16 protein-coding genes are annotated in these 19,758 nt (G+C 35.1%); 6 read left to right on the forward strand and 10 right to left on the reverse strand.

Annotated elements, in window-relative coordinates; all coding sequences use genetic code 11:
* Positions 1–33 precede the first annotated feature (33 nt).
* From ACJJVJ_RS08080 to ACJJVJ_RS08100, 5 genes are all read left to right on the forward strand, one after another.
* Positions 34–1,422, forward strand: coding sequence for an arginine decarboxylase (locus tag ACJJVJ_RS08080; protein WP_405369821.1), 1,389 nt, complete (start codon positions 34–36; stop codon positions 1,420–1,422).
* A 90-nt stretch (positions 1,423–1,512) separates the two neighbouring features.
* The gene (gene speB / locus ACJJVJ_RS08085) at positions 1,513–2,448 is read left to right on the forward strand and encodes an agmatinase (protein ID WP_405369822.1); all 936 of its coding nucleotides are present in this window, start codon (positions 1,513–1,515) and stop codon (positions 2,446–2,448) included.
* Positions 2,449–2,452: 4 nt separating this feature from the next.
* A complete protein-coding gene (locus ACJJVJ_RS08090; RefSeq protein ID WP_104514590.1) occupies positions 2,453–3,064 on the forward strand; it encodes a MarC family protein in 612 nt (203 codons plus the stop codon).
* A 17-nt stretch (positions 3,065–3,081) separates the two neighbouring features.
* A complete protein-coding gene (locus tag ACJJVJ_RS08095; RefSeq protein WP_104514589.1) occupies positions 3,082–4,050 on the forward strand; it encodes a deoxyhypusine synthase family protein in 969 nt (322 codons plus the stop codon).
* A gap of 154 nt (positions 4,051–4,204) precedes the next feature.
* Positions 4,205–5,740, forward strand: a complete 1,536-nt coding sequence (locus ACJJVJ_RS08100; protein ID WP_405369823.1) for a bifunctional GNAT family N-acetyltransferase/carbon-nitrogen hydrolase family protein — start codon at positions 4,205–4,207, stop codon at positions 5,738–5,740.
* 60 nt (positions 5,741–5,800) lie between these two features.
* On the opposite strand, the gene ACJJVJ_RS08105 is transcribed toward ACJJVJ_RS08100, so the two are convergent.
* From ACJJVJ_RS08105 to ACJJVJ_RS08145, 9 genes are all read right to left on the reverse strand, one after another.
* Positions 5,801–6,373 (reverse strand): DUF4870 domain-containing protein, encoded by a 573-nt coding sequence (locus tag ACJJVJ_RS08105; protein WP_405369824.1) that lies wholly within the window; start codon positions 6,371–6,373, stop codon positions 5,801–5,803.
* Between the two features lie 133 nt (positions 6,374–6,506).
* A complete protein-coding gene (locus ACJJVJ_RS08110; protein ID WP_405369825.1) occupies positions 6,507–7,163 on the reverse strand; it encodes a peptidoglycan-binding protein in 657 nt (218 codons plus the stop codon).
* A gap of 2 nt (positions 7,164–7,165) precedes the next feature.
* The gene (locus ACJJVJ_RS08115; protein WP_405369826.1) at positions 7,166–8,581 is read right to left on the reverse strand and encodes a hypothetical protein; all 1,416 of its coding nucleotides are present in this window, start codon (positions 8,579–8,581) and stop codon (positions 7,166–7,168) included.
* Positions 8,581–10,065, reverse strand: coding sequence for a cellulose synthase family protein (locus ACJJVJ_RS08120; RefSeq protein WP_405369827.1), 1,485 nt, complete (start codon positions 10,063–10,065; stop codon positions 8,581–8,583). The genes ACJJVJ_RS08115 and ACJJVJ_RS08120 overlap by 1 nt, the downstream gene beginning before the upstream one ends.
* Positions 10,062–10,763 (reverse strand): glycosyltransferase family 2 protein, encoded by a 702-nt coding sequence (locus ACJJVJ_RS08125; RefSeq protein WP_405371238.1) that lies wholly within the window; start codon positions 10,761–10,763, stop codon positions 10,062–10,064. The genes ACJJVJ_RS08120 and ACJJVJ_RS08125 overlap by 4 nt, the downstream gene beginning before the upstream one ends.
* Before the next feature lie 66 nt (positions 10,764–10,829).
* Complete coding sequence (locus tag ACJJVJ_RS08130; RefSeq protein WP_405369828.1) at positions 10,830–11,312, reverse strand: hypothetical protein; 483 nt, start codon at positions 11,310–11,312, stop codon at positions 10,830–10,832.
* Positions 11,313–11,486: 174 nt separating this feature from the next.
* Complete coding sequence (locus ACJJVJ_RS08135) at positions 11,487–14,255, reverse strand: outer membrane beta-barrel protein (RefSeq protein WP_405369829.1); 2,769 nt, start codon at positions 14,253–14,255, stop codon at positions 11,487–11,489.
* A gap of 184 nt (positions 14,256–14,439) precedes the next feature.
* A complete protein-coding gene (der, locus tag ACJJVJ_RS08140) occupies positions 14,440–15,744 on the reverse strand; it encodes a ribosome biogenesis GTPase Der (protein ID WP_104514582.1) in 1,305 nt (434 codons plus the stop codon).
* 142 nt (positions 15,745–15,886) lie between these two features.
* Positions 15,887–16,864: a polyprenyl synthetase family protein gene (locus tag ACJJVJ_RS08145; RefSeq protein ID WP_405369830.1), complete on the reverse strand. Its 978-nt coding sequence runs from the start codon at positions 16,862–16,864 to the stop codon at positions 15,887–15,889.
* A 238-nt stretch (positions 16,865–17,102) separates the two neighbouring features.
* Between ACJJVJ_RS08145 and ACJJVJ_RS08150 the strand changes: the two genes are divergently transcribed.
* A complete protein-coding gene (locus ACJJVJ_RS08150; RefSeq protein ID WP_405369831.1) occupies positions 17,103–18,569 on the forward strand; it encodes a T9SS type A sorting domain-containing protein in 1,467 nt (488 codons plus the stop codon).
* A gap of 99 nt (positions 18,570–18,668) precedes the next feature.
* Here ACJJVJ_RS08150 and rlmN read toward each other — a convergent pair whose 3' ends face one another.
* Complete coding sequence (gene rlmN, locus ACJJVJ_RS08155; protein WP_405369832.1) at positions 18,669–19,712, reverse strand: 23S rRNA (adenine(2503)-C(2))-methyltransferase RlmN; 1,044 nt, start codon at positions 19,710–19,712, stop codon at positions 18,669–18,671.
* Positions 19,713–19,758: the final 46 nt, after the last annotated feature.

A 19,758-nucleotide genomic window follows, 5' to 3' on the forward strand; every position in this document is an offset into this window, starting at 1 on the left:
AGGGGTTATTTTTTAATTTATCTGTTAACGACATTGAACACAAAATACATTGACCTCATCAACCAGACTTACTATTTCCCAACGGAAGAGTTTGAACTGAAAGATGACCAACTTCAGTTTCACGGCATTGATCTAATGGCTCTAGTAGAGCAATATGGTGCGCCGTTAAAATTCACATATCTACCTAAGATATCTGATAATATCAACCGCGCAAAGGGTTGGTTTGATTCCGCTTTCGCGAAAGCGGACTACAAAGCAAAATACCACTACTGTTATTGTACAAAAAGCTCGCATTTTAAACATGTACTGGACGAAGCGTTAAGCAACGACATACACATCGAGACCTCGAGTGCCTTTGACATTAATATAGTCAACAAGCTCAAAGCTGAAGGTAAAATTAAGAATGACACTTTTGTTATTTGCAACGGTTTTAAGCGAGAGCAATACATAGAAAACATTGCCGCATTAATAAATTCTGGTCAGAACTGTGTTCCTATCATAGATAACTATGAAGAGTTAACACTTCTTACTGATGCTACCTCAAAGAGGTTTAATGCTGGCATACGTATCGCGAGTGAAGAAGAACCTAAATTTGAATTCTATACCAGTAGACTAGGTATAGGATATAAGAATATTCTAAATTTTTATAAGACTCAAATAGCTACTAATGATCAAGTAGATCTTAAGATGCTGCACTTTTTTATAAACACTGGAATACGTGATAATGCCTATTACTGGAATGAGTTGCATAAATGTCTTAAGGTCTATATAAGTCTCAAGAAAATATGCCCAACTCTGGACAGTTTAAATATAGGTGGTGGTTTTCCTATCAAGAACTCTTTAGTTTTTGATTTTGATTATGAATACATGATCGACGAGATCGTTTCTCAAATTAAACAAGTTTGTGATGAAGCAAAAGTAGACGTACCTCACATTTTTACAGAATTCGGTTCTTTTACCGTAGGAGAAAGCGGTGGAGCTATTTATAAAGTACTGTATCAAAAACAACAAAACGATCGTGAGAAATGGAACATGATCAACAGTTCTTTTATCACCACTTTACCTGACTCGTGGGCTATTAACAAACGTTTTATCATGCTATCGCTTAACAGATGGAAAGAAGAATATGAACGTGTACTTTTAGGAGGTCTTACTTGTGATAGTGATGATTATTACAATAGTGAGCAAAATATAAACGCCATCTATTTACCTAAATATCATAAAGATAAACCTCTTTACATAGGTTTCTTTAATACCGGTGCTTATCAAGAAAGCATAGGTGGCTATGGCGGCATACAACACTGCTTAATACCTGCTCCTAAACATATTTTAATCGATCGTGATGAAAATGGCGATATTAAAACTAGCGTTTTTAAAGAACAACAAACCAGCGAACACATGCTGGATATTTTGGGATATTAATAACTGAGTTTATTAAAAAAGCTTTATTATAACAGAATACAGCTGTACACAAACATTGAATTTTAAAACCAATTTTTTTAAGCTTATAACATGAACAATTTAAACTATGCAGGAATTCCAGATGAACATGCTGGACTAGATAATGCATCTATTGTTTTAATTCCAGTTCCTTATGATGGAACAAGCACCTGGCAAAAAGGCGCAGATAAAGGTCCAGAAGCTTTTCTAGACGCCAGTGCAAATATGGAATTATACGATATTGAAACGGATACAGAAGTGTATCATCATGGAGTCTTTCTAGCAGATGCTGTTACAGAAAACAGCTCGCCAGAAGCAATGGTAGATGCCGTTCACGCAACTACTAAAAAGTATATCAAGAAAAATAAGTTTGTGACCCTTTTTGGTGGAGAACACTCTATTTCTATAGGTAGCATACGTGCCTTTAATGAAATGTATGAAAACCTAAGTGTACTGCAGCTAGATGCCCATGCAGATCTAAGAAAAGAATACGATGGAAGTTCTTGTAATCATGCTTGTGCTGTATACGAGGCTAGCCAAAAAGCAAACCTAGTGCAAGTGGGTATACGCTCCATGGACAGCATAGAGCTAGGTGTTAATGATGATGAAAAAACCTTCTATGCTCATGAAATGGTCCAAGATGACTACTGGCAAGAAAAAGCGGTAGAGGCTCTTACAGAAAATGTATTTATAACTATCGATTTAGACGCATTTGACCCATCTATATGTCCATCTACCGGCACACCAGAACCTGGTGGTTTATACTGGTATGAAACTCTAGAATTTTTGAAAACTGTTTTTGAAGAAAAAAACGTAGTAGGATTTGACATCGTAGAGTTATGCCCTAACCCATCAGAGAAGTCGTCTGATTTTCTTGCAGCAAAACTGTATTATAAAATGTTGAGTTATAAGTTTAAAGACATCGCTCTAGAAGGAGAAAATGGCTATACAACAACAAATGATTTTGCAAAAGCAGGATTAAAAAAAATGAAAAACCTAGAAAACTAAATTTATGTTGCAAATAATCACTACCATCTTTTTCTTAATAGCCGTCATAGACCCTATAGGCACCGTTCCTGTATATCTAGAGGCGACTAAAGAATTTGACAATACTCATAAAAAGAAAATTGCCATAAGAGCTAGTGCTATTGCATTCTTGATTTTGTTATTCTTTATAGTTATAGGACAGCTCATTCTAGAAGGAATGGAAGTATCATTAGATGCTTTTCAAATTTCTGGTGGGGTTATTCTTTTTCTTTTTGCACTGACCATGGTTTTCGGTGATGGAAAACCAGAAAGTGAGAAAAATGAAATCACCGACTATAAACACGTTACCATTTTTCCTGTTGCCATCCCATCTATTGCATCACCAGGTGCGATAATGGCTGTTGTACTTATGACTGATAATCATTTGTACACGATACAACATCAACTCATTACTACCGCTTTGGTCTTTGTAGTTATCATATTAACCGCGTTAATATTACTAGCCGCAAATAAAATACAAGATCGCATAGGTAGTTATGGTATCACAGTAATAAGTAAAGTTATGGGACTTATACTAGCGTCATATGCTGTACAAAGCATCTTAACCGGTATAAGTGACTATTACAATTTAGTTTAATTATTAAATAAAAGACAATGAGTAAGCCTATTACAGATTTTATAGAAAACTATTTTTTACATTTTAATAGTGCTGCGCTAGTAGATGCAGCCAAAGGTTATGAAACGCAATTAAATCAAGGTTCTAAAATGCTGGTCTCACTTGCTGGAGCAATGAGTACTGCAGAGATTGGGAAGATCTTTGGCGAGATGATACGTCAGGATAAAGTACATATCATTTCTTGTACAGGCGCAAACCTAGAAGAAGATTTGATGAATCTAGTGGCGCACAGCCATTATAAAAGAGTCCCTAACTATCGCGATTTAACACCGCAAGATGAATGGGATTTATTAGAAAAAGGATTAAATCGTGTTACAGATACTTGTATTCCAGAAGAAGAGGCTTTTAGAAGACTTCAAGAACACATCTTTGAGATATGGAAAGATGCAGAGGCAAAAGGCGAGCGTTATTTCCCTCATGAATATATGTACAAACTACTTTTAAGTGGTGTCCTAGAACAGTATTATGAGATTCCTATTGAGAATTCATGGATGTATGCCGCTGCCAAAGCCAATCTTCCAATCGTCGTTCCAGGCTGGGAAGACAGTACGATGGGTAATATTTTTGCTAGTTATGTATTAAAAGGTGAGTTAAAAGCCAGCACTGTAAAAAGTGGTATCGAGTACATGACTTTCCTTGCAGACTGGTATACTGATAATTCACAAAAAGGAATCGGTTTCTTCCAGATAGGTGGTGGAATCGCAGGAGATTTCCCTATTTGTGTAGTGCCTATGTTGTATCAAGATATGGAACGTACCGACACGCCATTCTGGAGTTATTTCTGTCAGATATCTGACTCTACGACTAGTTATGGAAGTTATTCTGGAGCCGTACCTAATGAAAAAATCACTTGGGGAAAACTAGATCAAGACACACCTAAGTTTATAGTAGAAAGTGATGCGACTATCGTGGCGCCACTCATTTTTGCTTATTTATTAGAGATGTAATTATAATTCCGCTTTCGCGAAAGCGGAACAAAAATCAAAACCTGTAAGTTGCTCAACACATAGCGGTTTACAGGTTTTTTATGCTTGAAAAATTAACGTTTCAATTGTGAAATATTAATGGATTGCGATTACATTTAAATACAAGTAACACACTATGAGTGATATTAATATGAGTAAAATAGACAACTTAAATCTGGAGTTTTTACAGCTTAAAGATTATGAAGAGTTGAAACATGCAATGATAGATTCTTATAGCAATCTACCAGATTCTTATTGGAAAGAAGAACAAATTAAAACGCTAGTTGAAAAGTTTCCTGAAGGTCAAGTTGTTCTCAAAGTGAATGAAGAGATCGTAGCCTGTGCGCTTTCTATAGTCGTAAAGTATGACGATTTCAGCGGTCAGTACACTTATGAGCAAGTAACTGGTAACTATAAATTCACTACTCATGATAATGACGGTGATGTCCTTTATGGAATAGAGGTATTTATAAAGCCACAATATCGTGGTATGCGATTAGGTCGTCGTTTATATGATTACCGTAAGGAGCTGTGTGAGAATTTGAATTTAAGAGGTATAGCCTTCGGTGGTCGTATTCCTAACTATCATAATCACGCGAGTGATATGACGCCTAAAGAGTACATTGAAAAAGTGCGCAATAAAGAGATTACAGACTCTGTACTGAACTTTCAATTATCAAACGACTTCCATGTTTCTCGTGTTCTTAAAAACTATCTGGATGGCGACGCTGCTTCTATGGAATTTGCCGTATTACTAGAATGGGACAATATTTATTATACAAAACCTATAACAGAAACGAGTGCGCTGAAAAGTACGGTACGTCTAGGTCTTATTCAATGGCAAATGCGTCCTTACTCAGGTTTTAATGAGTTGATGCAACAAGTAGAATACTTTGTAGATGCTGTTGCAGCTTATAGGTCTGATTTTGCTTTATTCCCTGAATATTTTAATGCGCCACTTATGGCTGCTTACAATAAGTTGAGTGTTAGTGATTCTATTAGAGAACTAGCAAAATATACCGAGATGATAAGAAACAAGTTTTCTGAATTATCCATTAAGTATAACATCAACATTATTACAGGTTCTATGCCTGAAATCATTGATGGACAATTGTATAATGTAGGGAATTTGTGCCGTCGAGATGGTACGATAGAACGTTATGAAAAAATACATGTCACACCAGATGAGCAAAAAGTATGGGGACTTCAAGGTGGAAGTAAGATCCAGACTTTTGACACCGATTGTGGTAAAATAGGAATCTTGATTTGCTATGACAGTGAGTTCCCAGAATTGAGTCGTATTATGGCACAAGAAGGCATGCAAATTCTTTTTGTACCATTCTTGACCGATACACAAAATGCTTATGCTCGTGTACGCCTTTGCTCTCAAGCTAGAGCGGTAGAAAACGAATGTTATGTAGCTATCGCTGGTAGCGTAGGTAATTTACCTGCGGTAGAAAATATGGATATTTCTTATGCACAAAGTGCGGTATTCACGCCTTGTGATTTTGCGTTCCCATCAAATGGAGTAAAAGCAGAGGCTACAGCAAACACAGAAATGATCTTGGTGGCAGATGTGGATATGGACTTATTAAAAGAACTACACAATTATGGCGCTGTAAAGAATTTAAAAGACCGCAGGACTGACTTGTACGAGGTCAGTAAGAAGTAAATTGTTGTAAAATATTTAATTGAAAGGGTTTCTTATAAAAGTATAAGAAACCCTTTTTTTTTATTTAATCATAGGAATAATACTTGGGTAAGTGATTTGTTTGCCTCTGAAATTAAAAACAGCAAAAATTATAGCTAATACTGCATTGATTATCATCATTACAACCGGGATTAACATTATACTAGTCATTCCTTTAATACCTATCATTCCTTGATTAAAAATAATAACAAAACCAATTGTTGGAATTATAACCATTAAAATTAACCACCAAATTTGAAAATTTAATGTACGTGCCCCTATACGTTGTAGTCCAATAATCTTATCTTTTTTTGTCATCCACAATATTAAAGGAATCAGAATACCTCCTACTCCAAAAATAATTCCGAGAATGATAGATAAATGAAAGAAACCTAAAAACTGCCTATCTTCCTGCTTACCGTAATCTAATAACTCTTCAATATTAATTGCTAGCGTTTCACAAATGAGCTGCATGGTTTTACCTCGAGGTTCATTTTCATTGTTCTCGATACGTTGAATGGTTCGTAAACTGACTTGAGATTCTGTCGCAAGCTCCTCTTGAGACATACCCTTTTTGAGACGTATTTCTTTGATTTTAGTACCTATTGGGCTCATCATTTTCATAATTTAAAATTAGTGAAACAAATCTAAGAATGAAGTCATTTAAAGAACAAATTAGATCCTTGACTTGTTTACGTCACTCTTATGACAATCATGTCAAATCACTGATATACAAAGTTTTAATAACCTATTTTAATAAAGCCTCAAAAGTTAGCACATCTATTTTCCCATCTGGGAAAAGATTGTTTTTTGATTCAAAATTGGCCAGAGCTTCCATAGTTGCTTTTGCAAAAACACCATCTAGAGACATATCATAACCTTGTGCTATGAGTTTTTTTTGTATCTCAAAAATCAACACGTTTTTAGCACCTATGCGTTGACTATTTTCCCAATGATTATTATAGAGTTGCTTTATTAAACTCTTTTGTTTTATAGTTTTGATTTCCTCTGGACTACTGTGATTATTTTCAAAATCGATAATCTGTTGATTGTTCCATCCATTAGATTTATAACTTGCAGACTGCACTAGTTTTTGCTCTAAATAAGTAACACGAGCAAGCTTTTGAGAATAATGTTTAACTGCAAGAGTAGTTTCTAAATCGTCATCTTCTGGTAATCTTACATCTATATCATTTGCTGTCCATTGTAGCTTAATAAAAGAGTTGAGATCTTGAATTGCTGCGTGATAATCCATTACTACTGCAGGATCATGGTAGTCATTATCTATAGTAGCGTCTGTTTGATAATGATATTCAGGTGCGTGAAATCTGTTCCAGTCTTTATAGAAATCATAAGAAATGAACCCTAATATACAGAGCAATAAAAATATAATGATTGGTTTCATGGTTAAAGGTTTTGTGGCACATCAATAGGTCGTGTATTGTTGAGAGAAACCCTATTGCTGTACAAATCAAAAATAAACATAATTAAGACTAAAACGTACTCTATAGTGAGTAGCAAGCTACTTTCTACAAAGTCTGTATTTGAATAAGCATAATAACTTAGAAATATAGTACAACTCCATACCAGCATAAAACGATACTTTGTAAAGATAGAGAACAGCAGCGGTATGGTTAAATACCATGGATGTACGGTAGTTGAAAACATTAAATAAGTAAAAAAGGAAAACATGATACTAGAAATAAGTATTTCTGGAATTTCATTTTTACGAATAAAACTAATAAGGACAATAATGAAAAAGGTAAACAATGGTAAGATTTTACCTGCTGTCTCTATAATATTGTAACCTGTAATCTTAAACCCAACATACCTTACTAGGTAATAAATACTACCATTGAATTCAAATTTACCGAACCACAATCCTACTGAAGCAGCGTAGTTATCTAATAATTGTTGGGACACAAAAAGACTAAATCCTGCTACTACCACAACTAAAACCAATAAGTAATAAACAACTGCTTTTTTAAACTTTAATCTTCTTAAAAGTAATGGTAGTGCCATAACTGGCAGCAACTTTAAAAGAATTCCAGACCCCATGAAAAGCACGCTTTGTACTTTTTGAGATTTCAACAAATGATAAATCGCAGCGAGTAGAAAAAACGCCATCATACCTTCCCAATGCAAATTACCGGTAAGTTCTATAATCGTAAAAGGATTGAGATAATACAAGGTGATAAGCCACTCTGACTTACCCAGTAAACGTAAAAGTTTTATACCATAAATAAATATACCTACATCTGCGAGAATTAAGAATACACGCATCCATATGATGCTGGATAAGATACTATCACCACCCAACCATGCCGCTGCAGCAAAGAATAACTGATTTAAAGGTGGATAATTTGTATACAAACCACTAGAGAGTTCTCCCATAGAAGCATGTAAAAAAGAAGCATTTGGAATATGGGTTGCACCAGAAGCTATAACATCATCTGGTAAGTATAAATAAGGATTAAAACCATTAATTAATTGATGTCCATCCCATATGAATCTGAAAAAATCTTGAGAAAGATGTGGTGTATTATCAATTAATAAAAACCTTAACAACAGTCCGATTAAAAACACTCCACCTAGTAATGGCATTCCGTAAAAACGTTTTCCAATAAAGTCAGGTAAGAGTTTAAGATTGCTTTTAGTCGCTTTATCTAGAACATAAGTTAACGTTCCAAATAGCGTAAAAAGCAATACATAAATAATAAGTAAACTAGAAAACTCCTTGCGCTCTACAGAAAAGAACAATCCATAAAGTACAGCACTAATAATGGTTAAAATACCTAAAGCATTACTTAACCGGCGTTCCATTATTGTTTATCTGTTAAACTACGGAAGAATACAAATCCAAAACCAACAGTAAGCATTAAGTGAAAAGGAAACAGTCCGAAATCTGGCTCGGTCCCCACTACAAACGCAGAGTACATACCAAATGCAAAATACAACATCAAAATCCCTTCTATAATAACATGCGGACTAATTTTTTTACGCAAGTATTTATTTGATTTCCAGTTGCCTCCCATTGCTTTCAGATTAAACTTAGGAGTACGAACAAATTCACTGCGCTTACCTGCGTGACCTTCTAATACTGCTATAGAATTATGAAAAGAAAATCCCATTGCTATAGAAAAGAAAGTAAAGAACATACCTATATATGATATGAAGTTTTTAAGGCCACTACCATAAGTCTTCTTATACATGTACCAATAGCATATAAAAAATATGATCGTACTAATTACAAAGAAACTCATGACTATAAAATACTCTCGTAAATGACCGTATTCATTCTTAATATATAGCATAGGTATACTAAGAATACCTACTATAAGTACATTAAGAAACATCGTACTATTTAACAAGTGAAGTACGCCATGCATTTTTGATTTAAAAGACATCTCTGAAGAAACCACTCTTTTAAACATTTTTCTAAAATTCTCTGCTCCACCTTTATTCCATCTAAACTGTTGCGATCTAGCCGCACTAATAACGATAGGTAACTCTGCAGGAGTGGTTACATGCTCTAGGTATTTAAACTTCCAGTTTTTTAATTGTGCTCGATAACTTAAATCTAGATCTTCAGTTAAGGTATCACCTTCCCAGTTACCTGCATCATAAATAGTCTCTTTGCGCCATACACCAGCAGTTCCATTAAAGTTAATGAAATGCCCTTTAGAATTACGACCTACTTGCTCTAGAGTAAAGTGAGCATCTAGTGCAAATGCTTGTATTTGAGTAAGAATAGAATAATCACGATTAAGATGTGCCCATCGCGTTTGCACTACACCTATTTCTGGATCTTTGAAATAAGGAATCGTTTTATACAGCCAGTCTGCATCTGGTAAAAAATCTGCATCAAAAATTGCTATTAAATCACCTTTTGCAATGGCTAGACCTTCTTTTAAAGCACCGGCTTTAAATCCGCTGCGATCTGTTCTTGTAATATGAACTATATCTAGACCTGTCGCTGCTAGTCTATTTACATGTGCCGCTGTAGTTTCTACCGTCTCATCTGTAGAGTCGTCTAGCACCTGTATTTCTAATTTTTCTCTAGGGTATTCTATTAACGCTATATTATCTAGCAATCTATCCATTACATATGCCTCATTAAAAACTGGCAATTGAATAGTCACATAAGGAACCTCTTCAGGATTCTTAAGATCTAATAAAGGAGAGTTATCTACTATTTTTTGGGCTCTAACGTAGTTAATTAATAAATTAAGCTGTGCAAAAGCATAGAATAAAATCAAAATCAACGATATAGAATAAACTACTATACATATCCACTCTAAAATCATTTTTTAAAACCGTATTTGAAAATCCATGTCAAAATTTTAACGCCTGCAAAGATAGCACCTTTAACCGTACCTGATACCTTTGAAACACCTATTCTATTGCGGTATTTCATAGAAACTTCAGTATAAGTAAAACTTTTCTTTAAAGCCTTGAGTTGCATCTCTACAGTCCATCCATAAGTACGATCTTCCATTTTAAGCTCTAAAAGCTTATCATACTTAATCGCTCTAAAAGGTCCTAGGTCTGTAAAACGAGAGTTAAAGAATAATCGCATTAAACTGGTTGCCAGCCAGTTTCCAAATATTTGAGGACCGGTCATAGAACCTGCCTCTCTTAATTCTTGAACTCGAGAACCTATCACAAAATCTATATCCTTTTCTATTATGGGCGATACCAGTTCTACTAGCTGTTCTGGATAATCACTATAATCTCCATCTAGAAACACGATAATATCTGTAGACTCAGGTAATGAAGCGACATAATCCATTCCTTTTAAACATGCATTTCCATACCCTGGTGTAGATTCTTCTACTACCGTGGCACCAGCATTACGGGCATTTATTACCGTATCATCGTTAGAATTATTACTACATACGATTATCTCAGTAACCATAGAAGGTACCGCTTTAATGACTAGAGGTATGGAATCTGCCTCGTTATAGGCAGGTATAATAACTCTTATAATAGGATTTGTTTTCAGAACAGGGAGTTTAAAAGTGGGGCAATTTAAGGATTATGAATGGGTTAGTCATAAAAACTAATCAATTTACTTCTTTAAATCTTTCATAGAAAAATCAGGATGGTCTGCTCTAAACTTCCAGTAACTGGTCCATTCTCCTAATTTTTCATTAGACTTATACTCCTCTACTTTAGAGAGACTAGATTTTTTATAATAAAGTGCATAACCAGAAACTTTGCCGTGTTCGTACTGTTTTTTAATTGTGCGGTATCCTTTATGATTATGAAACACCCACCAATTTTGCTTAAAATTATTTTTATAAAACCCTTCCTTATCTAACATTCCATTTGTGTACAAATACCAGTAACCGTCCTTTTCATTACTTTTAAAATGCCCTTGAGCACTTATCTCACCAGCCTTGTAGAATTTCCAGTAACCATTTTTTTCTCCATTTACTACCCAACCTTCACTAGTTAACACACCGTTTTGATAATCTTTGACATACTCCTTATCGGTACTCAAAAAAAACAAATTACTTAATACTAAAATTAAGGCTCCTATATATTTCATGATGATATCTCTTATTCTTTTCAAAGAACATAGAAACACATCACATTTTGATCACAAAAGGGTATACGACTATTTCAAAAAGGTAAAATCTGACATAATTTGGGAACTATGTACAAAATAAGGTTGGGCTGGTATGTATTCCGCTTTCGCGAAAGCGGAACACTCATCCAACAATTAAAAACCATTATCTCTATTAGGATCTTTACCACCGAATTTTGAGAACTTATAAGTAAAACTAAGCATAAAGTATTGCTTAAGAACAAGACTACTCGTGTCTGCAACGTAGTCACCTGTAATGGTTCTATTGGTATCTATAATCTGGTTAAGTATATCATAAGCTTTAAGCTTAACCGTCGCTTTATCCTTAGCAAATTTATACCCTAGACTACCGATAAGAACGATAGAGTCGTCATCAAAATCACCAGAAATATTACCGAATTTATTGTACTCACCACGCAATCCTAAAATAACATGTTGCGGCCAGGAAGTAGTGATATCAACTGCCACACGCTGGTTCACAAAATCTTGCTCGCTTATAGAAGCTATATCATATTGCGTTTTATTTGCCGTGATTTCATACTCTAGATCTACATCTATGTAATCTCTTAAACTATACTCAAATGTAAGACTAGGCGAAAAACTTAAATTATCTGATTGAAAAGCCACACCGTTAGTAAAACCTTTATCTACAGAAATGCTTGCATCTAAACTTAAATCAAAGCCTATTTCTCTAGCATCTTTTTTCCATGTTTTTGAAAAACTAGAATAAAGATAACCGTTATACTCTCCATTTATGTTAGTATATGTAGTGGTTCTTATTAGATCTAAATCTGTAGTCGTAATCGCTGCAACACTATTATCTGTATAAGTAAATCCACCACCAGAATAGAAACCAGAACCTTTTTCCCAATCATAACGACTTAAATTAAAGTACACATTATGTCGTTGACTAGCATCTAGATCTGGGTTACCTATAACTATATTTTGTGGGTTTGTAGTATTTTCTACAGGCTGCAACTGTCGTACACTAGGTATATTTACACTATTGCGGTAATTTAAATATACTCTACCAAACTTGCCAAATTTATAACTAAGGTTTGCTCGGACATAAGGGTCTGTAAATTCTTTCTCAAAACTAGTACTCAATAATTGATCTTCACTATCTAGTGTTTGATAAATAACTCCTGCACTTACATCTAGTCTTAAATCATTTTTCTTATACCTTAATCCTACACTAGGTCTTTGCTGTGTATTTTTAACCTCATAATCATTACTTAGCGTCGTATTGAAAACTAAATTACCAGATCCATCTCTATCAAAAATACTTCTCTGATTAGTCTCTTTTCCTGCTTCAAAATTATAATTCAAAACCAGTCCCATAGTTTCTGTAAGCTTCTTATTGAGATATGGAGTTATGGAAAAGCTTTGTGAATCTGACTCTTCATCTATTAATTGATCTTGAACCTCTGGGGTCTCAGGATTACCTGCTGTATCAAAAGTGGTTGTCGTACTATTAAAATCACTTTGTGAATCACTGTTATTTTTATTTACGTTCCCATAAAAACCGTAGTTAGTACCTTTTTCTTGAGTTCTTCTAGACAGATTCATACTGGCACTATAAGACCTACTTTTGGAATCTGATATAGAAGATGTATTAACGCTATTGATATTATTGCCATTTTCATCACTAGAAAGCGAACTACTCGTACTATCACTATAGTTATCTGAAATGTTTATGTTAGGCCTTACACTAATAGTGGTAAGAGTATCTGGTTTAACTTCAACACGGCCACTTATTCTATGACTATTTCCAGATCTATCACCACGGCTAGAACTTTCTGTATTAAATGTTCTATCTGGTAAGAACGTAGTACGACGACTATCAGACGCTGATTTTGTATCATTACCTCCATAAAAGTAGTTTACAGACGCACTTACGGTTTTACCCCAATCGTTAGACATATTAAGTCCAGCGCTATCGCTAGAAGTAATACCACCACTACCACCAAAGTTGACACCATTAACACCAAAACTACCGTTACTACTTCTAGATATAGAATAAGCACTGCTGCCCATGGCGTCATATATCTCATCAAAGGAGAATCCGGGACTATTTATATTGTTACTACTTCCTAGAACACTTAATTTAAAATCTTCATTAAAATAATTAACGATACCACTCATAGAGTACCTATCATCAGTACCGCCACCAGCTGTTAATCGCGAGAACCAACCTTTGTTTTTATCTTCGTCTATGGTTATGTTAATCTCACTTACGTTAGCATCTCCATCTTCTCCATTTGCTTTTTGGGCATCAGTTTTAGACTCTGTCACCTGGATTTTATCAATAATTTCTTTAGGTAAATTTTTGAGAGCAATTTGTGGATCATCGCCGAAGAATTCTTTACCGTTTACTAAAATCTTAGAAACCTCTTTACCATTTACGGTGATTTTACCGTCTTTATCAACCTTCACTCCTGGCAGCTCTTTCATCACATCTTCCAGAGTAGCATCTGCTTTTGTATTAAACGACTTTGCATTAAATTCTAAAGTATCTTGTTTTACAGTTATAGGTGCTTTACGAGCGGTTACCACGATGCTGTTAAGAGACTCTATATCACTATTAAGGTAAATAGCACCTAGATCTAACTCACGCCCATCGTTAAGGTTTATTGTTTTAGAATAATTTTTATATCCTTGAAAAGAGGCTATAAGCGCTACTTTTTCATAAGCCGTATTACCGGATAAGGTAAAGACACCTTCTATATCGGTAATAGAATAAGTTATTAAAGTAGAGTCCTTAACACTCTCTAGATAAACAGTTGCGCTTAGGAGCTTTTCATTAGTTAAAGAATCGCTTACGATTCCCTTAATAGTAAATTGCTGTGCTTGTGACGAGAAAGAAAAAGCCATTAAAAAAACGGCAACAAAGAGTAACCTCATAGTTGAGCGGTATGGTTAGTTAGTTATGGTCTAGAGGGAAACGCAATGTTATTAGTAAAATTTTAACGTCGCGCTATTCTTAACAATTTCTTAAGAAACCACAAGCCCATTATCTAACTCTCCATTAAGAGCATAAAAAAAGCATCCTTTTCAGAATGCTTTTTTAAATAATATAAAATCTCTTTTACTTTTTTCTCATGTATACACTAATCGGCACACCATTGAAATCAAAATGTTTTCTCAATTGATTTTCTAGATATCTTTTATAAGAATCTCTTACATACTGTGGTAAGTTACAGAAAAATGCAAACTGCGGCTGTGGTGTAGGTAATTGAGTAATAAATTTAATTTTCACAAACTTACCCTTTAATGATGGCGGTGGATAATTCTCAATTAATGGAAGTAACACCTCATTAAGTTGACTCGTTTTAATCTTTTTACTACGGTTTTTATAAACCGCAACAGCAGTTTCAATAGCTTTATGAATACGTTGTTTATTCATTACAGAAATAAAGACAATGGGCACATCTGTAAAAGGCTCCATTTCTTTTCTAATCATTGCCTCGTACTCCTTAGCCGTGTTAGTTTCTTTATCAACCAGATCCCATTTATTCACTAGAACAACGATTCCTTTACGATTGCGCTCTGCTAACCAAAAAATATTTTGCACCTGACCATCAAATCCTCTAGTTGCATCCAGCATAAGTATACAAACATCTGCATGTTCTATAGCTCTTACACTACGCATTACACTATAAAATTCTAGATCTTCACGTACTTTTTTCTTTCTTCTAATACCAGCCGTGTCGACTAGATTAAATTCAAAACCAAAACGATTATATTTTGTATCTATAGAATCTCTTGTAGTACCAGCGATATCTGTAACGATATATCTTTCTTCACCTATAAGTGCATTGATAAAAGAGCTTTTACCAGCATTAGGCCTTCCTACTACAGCAAATCGCGGTAAATCATCTACCTTTTCTTCTTCTGTATCTGGTAATATTTTCACTACCTCGTCTAATAAATCACCAGTACCACTACCATTCATACTAGAAATAGAATAATACTCACCTAGACCTAGGTTATAGAATTCATAAGCATCTTGCTCACGTTGATTATTATCTACTTTATTAACTACTAGAAATACAGGCTTAGTCACCTTGCGCAATAAGGTTGCTACATCTTCATCCATAGGAGTAATGCCTTCTTCAGCATTAACCATAAAAAGAATCGCGTCTGCCTCATCAATAGCTAGCTCAACCTGCTGGTCTATCTCTTCTTCAAAAATATCATCACTACCGACTACATAGCCACCAGTATCAATAAGAGAAAACTCTTTACCATTCCAGTCACTTCTTCCATAATGTCTATCTCTAGTTACTCCACTTACAGAATCAGTGATCGCCTCTCTCCTTTGAATCATACGATTAAAAAGAGTTGACTTACCTACATTAGGTCTTCCTACTATTGCTACTATACTCATGATGGCATTTTTTGCGTCTGCAAAGGTAGTTTTTTATTGAGGATTAGCGTACTAGCTAGGTTAAGATGTTTGATAAAAATTCCGCTTTCGCGAAAGCGAGCTAAACACCAACCAAATTGCGCCATAAAAGCCTGAAGTCTAGATCTTACTTTTTGCGATCTATTACATAATCCACCATCATTCTAAGCGAATTCTTATATTCAGACTCTGGGTAGGTATTTAAGATAGCAAGTGCCTCTTCCTTATATTGATACATAGCCTTTATCGCATAGTCTAAACCGCCGTTATTCTTAACAAAATCGACAACCTGACGCACTCTTTTCTTATCTCGATTATGCTTTTTAACTGAGTTGATAAGCCATTTTTTATCTTTAGCACTAGCATTATTAAGACAATAAATTAATGGCAATGTCATTTTTTGCTCCTTAATATCTATTCCAGTAGGCTTTCCTATACGCTCATTTCCATAATCAAAAAGATCATCTTTGATCTGAAATGATATCCCTATAAGCTCGCCGAATTTGCGCATCTTCTCCACGTCTTCACTTTCTGGAGAGACAGCGCCAGCACCTAGACTACAACATGCAGCTATTAAAGTGGCCGTTTTTTTACGAATGATGTCATAATAGACATCTTCTGTAATATCTAGGCGTCTAGCCTTTTCTATTTGCAGTAATTCACCTTCACTCATCTCACGTACAGCAACGCTTATGATTTGTAAAAGGTCAAAATCTTTGTTATCAATACTAAGAAGTAGCCCTTTAGAAAGTAAGTAATCACCTACTAGAACGGCTATTTTATTTTTCCATAAAGCATTTACAGAGAAAAAACCTCTACGCTTTAAACTATCGTCCACCACGTCATCATGGACTAGTGTTGCTGTATGAATAAGTTCTATAACAGATGCACCGCGATAAGTACGCTCATTAACCTGTCCATTACCCACCATTTTTGCTACTAAAAAGACAAACATAGGGCGCATTTGTTTCCCCTTACGGTTTACTATAAAATGCGTTATGCGATTTAATAAAGCAATACGTGAAGCCATAGAAAGATGAAACTTCTTTTCAAAAAGCTCCATTTCATGAGCTATAGGCTCTTTTATTTGCTCTACTATCTTCATAAGGTTGCAAATATAAGACTACCACGTTTATCTATTAAATAGAATGCTATTTTAACAGATTATGTTAGTAGTGATTACTTCATTGAACAAACGCACATGTCAATACGTCTGATTTAACCTACTAGATAACGAAAATATGTTAATTTAATACTAATTAATAATGATTTACTCGTAATAATCTGTTTAATAAACCTTGAAATCTTATATATTTATCGCTTATTCAAAAAATTCCATAACTATGAAAAAAATTACTCTATTACTGATATGTTTAGTATCATTCAGTACTTACGCCCAATATCTTGCAGAAGGTTTTGAAGGAGCTGCATTTCCACCTACAGGATGGTCAGTGGTTAACACAAATGCAAATCAAAACTGGCAAGTCATTTCTGGACTTCAGGACGGATCAGGTAACCAAACAGTATCACCAACCGAAGGCGCTCTTGCAGCAGCAGTTTTATTTGACGTAGCACAACAAAACGAAACACTTACCACACCAGCAATAAACCTTACAGGAGCAACAGCACCACAATTGATCTTTGACGCTAATATTAGCTATGCTTGGGCAGTTTCTCCAAATGACAACTTTGACGTTACTGTATCAGTTGTACAAGGATCCACTACTACGCCTATATGGACTGAAGCAGATTTAGGAGTTTTTAATGGCCAACAATGGTATGAAATCATTTTAGATTTAACCCCTTATGTAGGGTCCACTATTAACTTAGAATTTAATTACAATGGTGCAGACGGCGACTATGTAGTTATTGATGATATCAAAGTAGAGGAACAAGCTACCGCAGTACCAGAAGCTACTGCTACTCCAACTCCAGCAGATATGTCGACTGGTGTAATAGTAGACACAGCAGATGGAGCTGACACAAACACTACTCCAGATAACGCCGTAACATTTGCATGGTCAACACCTCGTGTACCAGGTAGTGTAGCACCAACCGAATATGAATTCTTCTTAGGTGACTCTCCAACTACTTTAGCGTCTTTAGGTACTATACCGACTACAGTTCTAACGATACCAGTTCAAGGATTCTTTTACAACACAACTTATTATTGGCAAGTAATAGCTAGAAATAGTGCAGGTGATGCCATAAACAGTTCGGTTTGGAGCTTTACAACGGAAGCAGGCACAATATCAGCGCCTTTAGACTCTACTACTCCTACACCAGCAAACTTTGCGACAAATGTTGCTATAGACGCTACAAATACTGACGCAGTTACTCTTTCATGGACTCCTGCAACAACTGGAGACGCTGCCGAGGTTTACCTTGTTTCTTTAAGCACTGACCCTACTACCCTAAACGTTTTAGGATCTACGGCAGGAACTACTGCTACTATTACAAATATGCTAGCTGGTACAACTTATTACTGGCAAATACAGCCTCGTAATGTAGGTGGACTTAATGAAACTACACCAGTATGGAACTTTACAACTGCAGGTACTGCTTCTATCGATGAGAATCAAGAGTCTTTCTTTACTCTTAGCCCTAATCCTGCTACCAATGTATTGAATATTGTGAGTCAAGAAACAATCAAAAACGCAACCATCTTTAACGGATTAGGTCAGCTAGTACAAAGTAACGCTTCAGTTACAGCTAGTCAAATTGACATCAGTCAATTAAGTAGTGGTTTATACTTATTAAAACTAGAAAGCGATAAAGGAACTGACACGGTTAGATTCATAAAAAACTAATCCCAATTCAAATACTTTCCAAAGAAAAGCACCTCAATTGAGGTGCTTTTTTATGCTTAAGAATTAATTCTCTATGCTAGAAAAGAATTACTAATTAACTTACTGTTGTTTATTAGCCAGTTGACCACAAGCTGCATCGATATCCTTACCTCTGCTCCTTCTAACATTAACAACTATACGGTTGCGTTCTAGTTGTGATCTATACATTTCTATAGCCTTGGGGCTAGCTTGTTCAAATCTAGGATCATCTATAGAGTTATATTCAATAATATTTACCTTACAAGGTATAACCTTACAGAATTTAACCAATTCATGTACATCTTCTTCTGTATCATTAATACCTTTCCACACCACATATTCATAAGTAACCTTTGTACCAGTCTTATCATACCAGTATTTTAAGGCATCTTTTATGTCAGACAATGGGAACTGTTCATTGAACGGCATGATCTTAGTACGCTTTTCATCTATTGCACTATGTAATGAAAGCGCTAGATTAAACTTAGGGCCGTCATCAGCAAGTTTTTTCATCATCTTAGGAACTCCACTGGTAGAAAGAGTTATACGCTTAGGAGACATTCCTAAACCATCTTCACCTGTAATCTTTTCTATAGATTTAAGAACATTGTTATAATTCATCAACGGCTCACCCATACCCATAAACACAATATTAGATAAAGGAATATTATGGTACAGTCTACTTTGTTGATCTATAGCTATAACCTGATCATAAATCTCATCTGGTTGCAAGTTTCTCATACGTTTTAATCTTGCAGTAGCGCAAAATTCACAATTAAGACTGCAACCTACTTGAGAAGACACACAAGCTGTGGTTCTAGTAGCAGTAGGTATAAGTACAGACTCTACAGTTAGACCGTCATGAAGTTTAACTGCATTTTTTATTGTACCATCTTCACTCCTCTGCATATCGTCCACCCTAATGTGATTGATAACAAAATGCTCTTCAAGAAACGCTCTCGTATCTTTAGAAACATTAGTCATATCGTCAAATGAATGCGCACCTTTTTTCCATAACCATTCATAAACCTGGTTACCTCTAAAAGCCTTATCTCCATTTTCAGTGAAATAATCTCTAAGTTGATCTTTAGTAAGTGATCTAATATCTTTCTTCTTCTCTTTCAAAATAGTATATAAAAAAAAACGCATTGCAAAATTACATGATCTTGCA

This window comes from Nonlabens sp. Asnod2-A12 (assembly GCF_045063745.1).
Lineage (GTDB): Bacteria > Bacteroidota > Bacteroidia > Flavobacteriales > Flavobacteriaceae > Nonlabens > Nonlabens xylanidelens.

What these genes read in the sequence shown, in the direction of transcription:
- ACJJVJ_RS08135 (WP_405369829.1), bottom strand. Translation starts at nt 14,255, where the DNA reads ATGAGGTTACTCTTTGTTGCCGTTTTTTTAATGGCTTTTTCTTTCTCG.
- ACJJVJ_RS08105 (WP_405369824.1), bottom strand. Translation starts at nt 6,373, where the DNA reads ATGAGCCCAATAGGTACTAAAATCAAAGAAATACGTCTCAAAAAGGGT.
- ACJJVJ_RS08120 (WP_405369827.1), bottom strand. Translation starts at nt 10,065, where the DNA reads ATGATTTTAGAGTGGATATGTATAGTAGTTTATTCTATATCGTTGATT.
- ACJJVJ_RS08150 (WP_405369831.1), top strand. Translation starts at nt 17,103, where the DNA reads ATGAAAAAAATTACTCTATTACTGATATGTTTAGTATCATTCAGTACT.
- speB (WP_405369822.1), top strand. Translation starts at nt 1,513, where the DNA reads ATGAACAATTTAAACTATGCAGGAATTCCAGATGAACATGCTGGACTA.
- ACJJVJ_RS08100 (WP_405369823.1), top strand. Translation starts at nt 4,205, where the DNA reads ATGAGTGATATTAATATGAGTAAAATAGACAACTTAAATCTGGAGTTT.
- ACJJVJ_RS08130 (WP_405369828.1), bottom strand. Translation starts at nt 11,312, where the DNA reads ATGAAATATATAGGAGCCTTAATTTTAGTATTAAGTAATTTGTTTTTT.
- ACJJVJ_RS08090 (WP_104514590.1), top strand. Translation starts at nt 2,453, where the DNA reads ATGTTGCAAATAATCACTACCATCTTTTTCTTAATAGCCGTCATAGAC.
- ACJJVJ_RS08115 (WP_405369826.1), bottom strand. Translation starts at nt 8,581, where the DNA reads ATGGAACGCCGGTTAAGTAATGCTTTAGGTATTTTAACCATTATTAGT.
- ACJJVJ_RS08145 (WP_405369830.1), bottom strand. Translation starts at nt 16,864, where the DNA reads ATGAAGATAGTAGAGCAAATAAAAGAGCCTATAGCTCATGAAATGGAG.
- ACJJVJ_RS08110 (WP_405369825.1), bottom strand. Translation starts at nt 7,163, where the DNA reads ATGAAACCAATCATTATATTTTTATTGCTCTGTATATTAGGGTTCATT.
- ACJJVJ_RS08095 (WP_104514589.1), top strand. Translation starts at nt 3,082, where the DNA reads ATGAGTAAGCCTATTACAGATTTTATAGAAAACTATTTTTTACATTTT.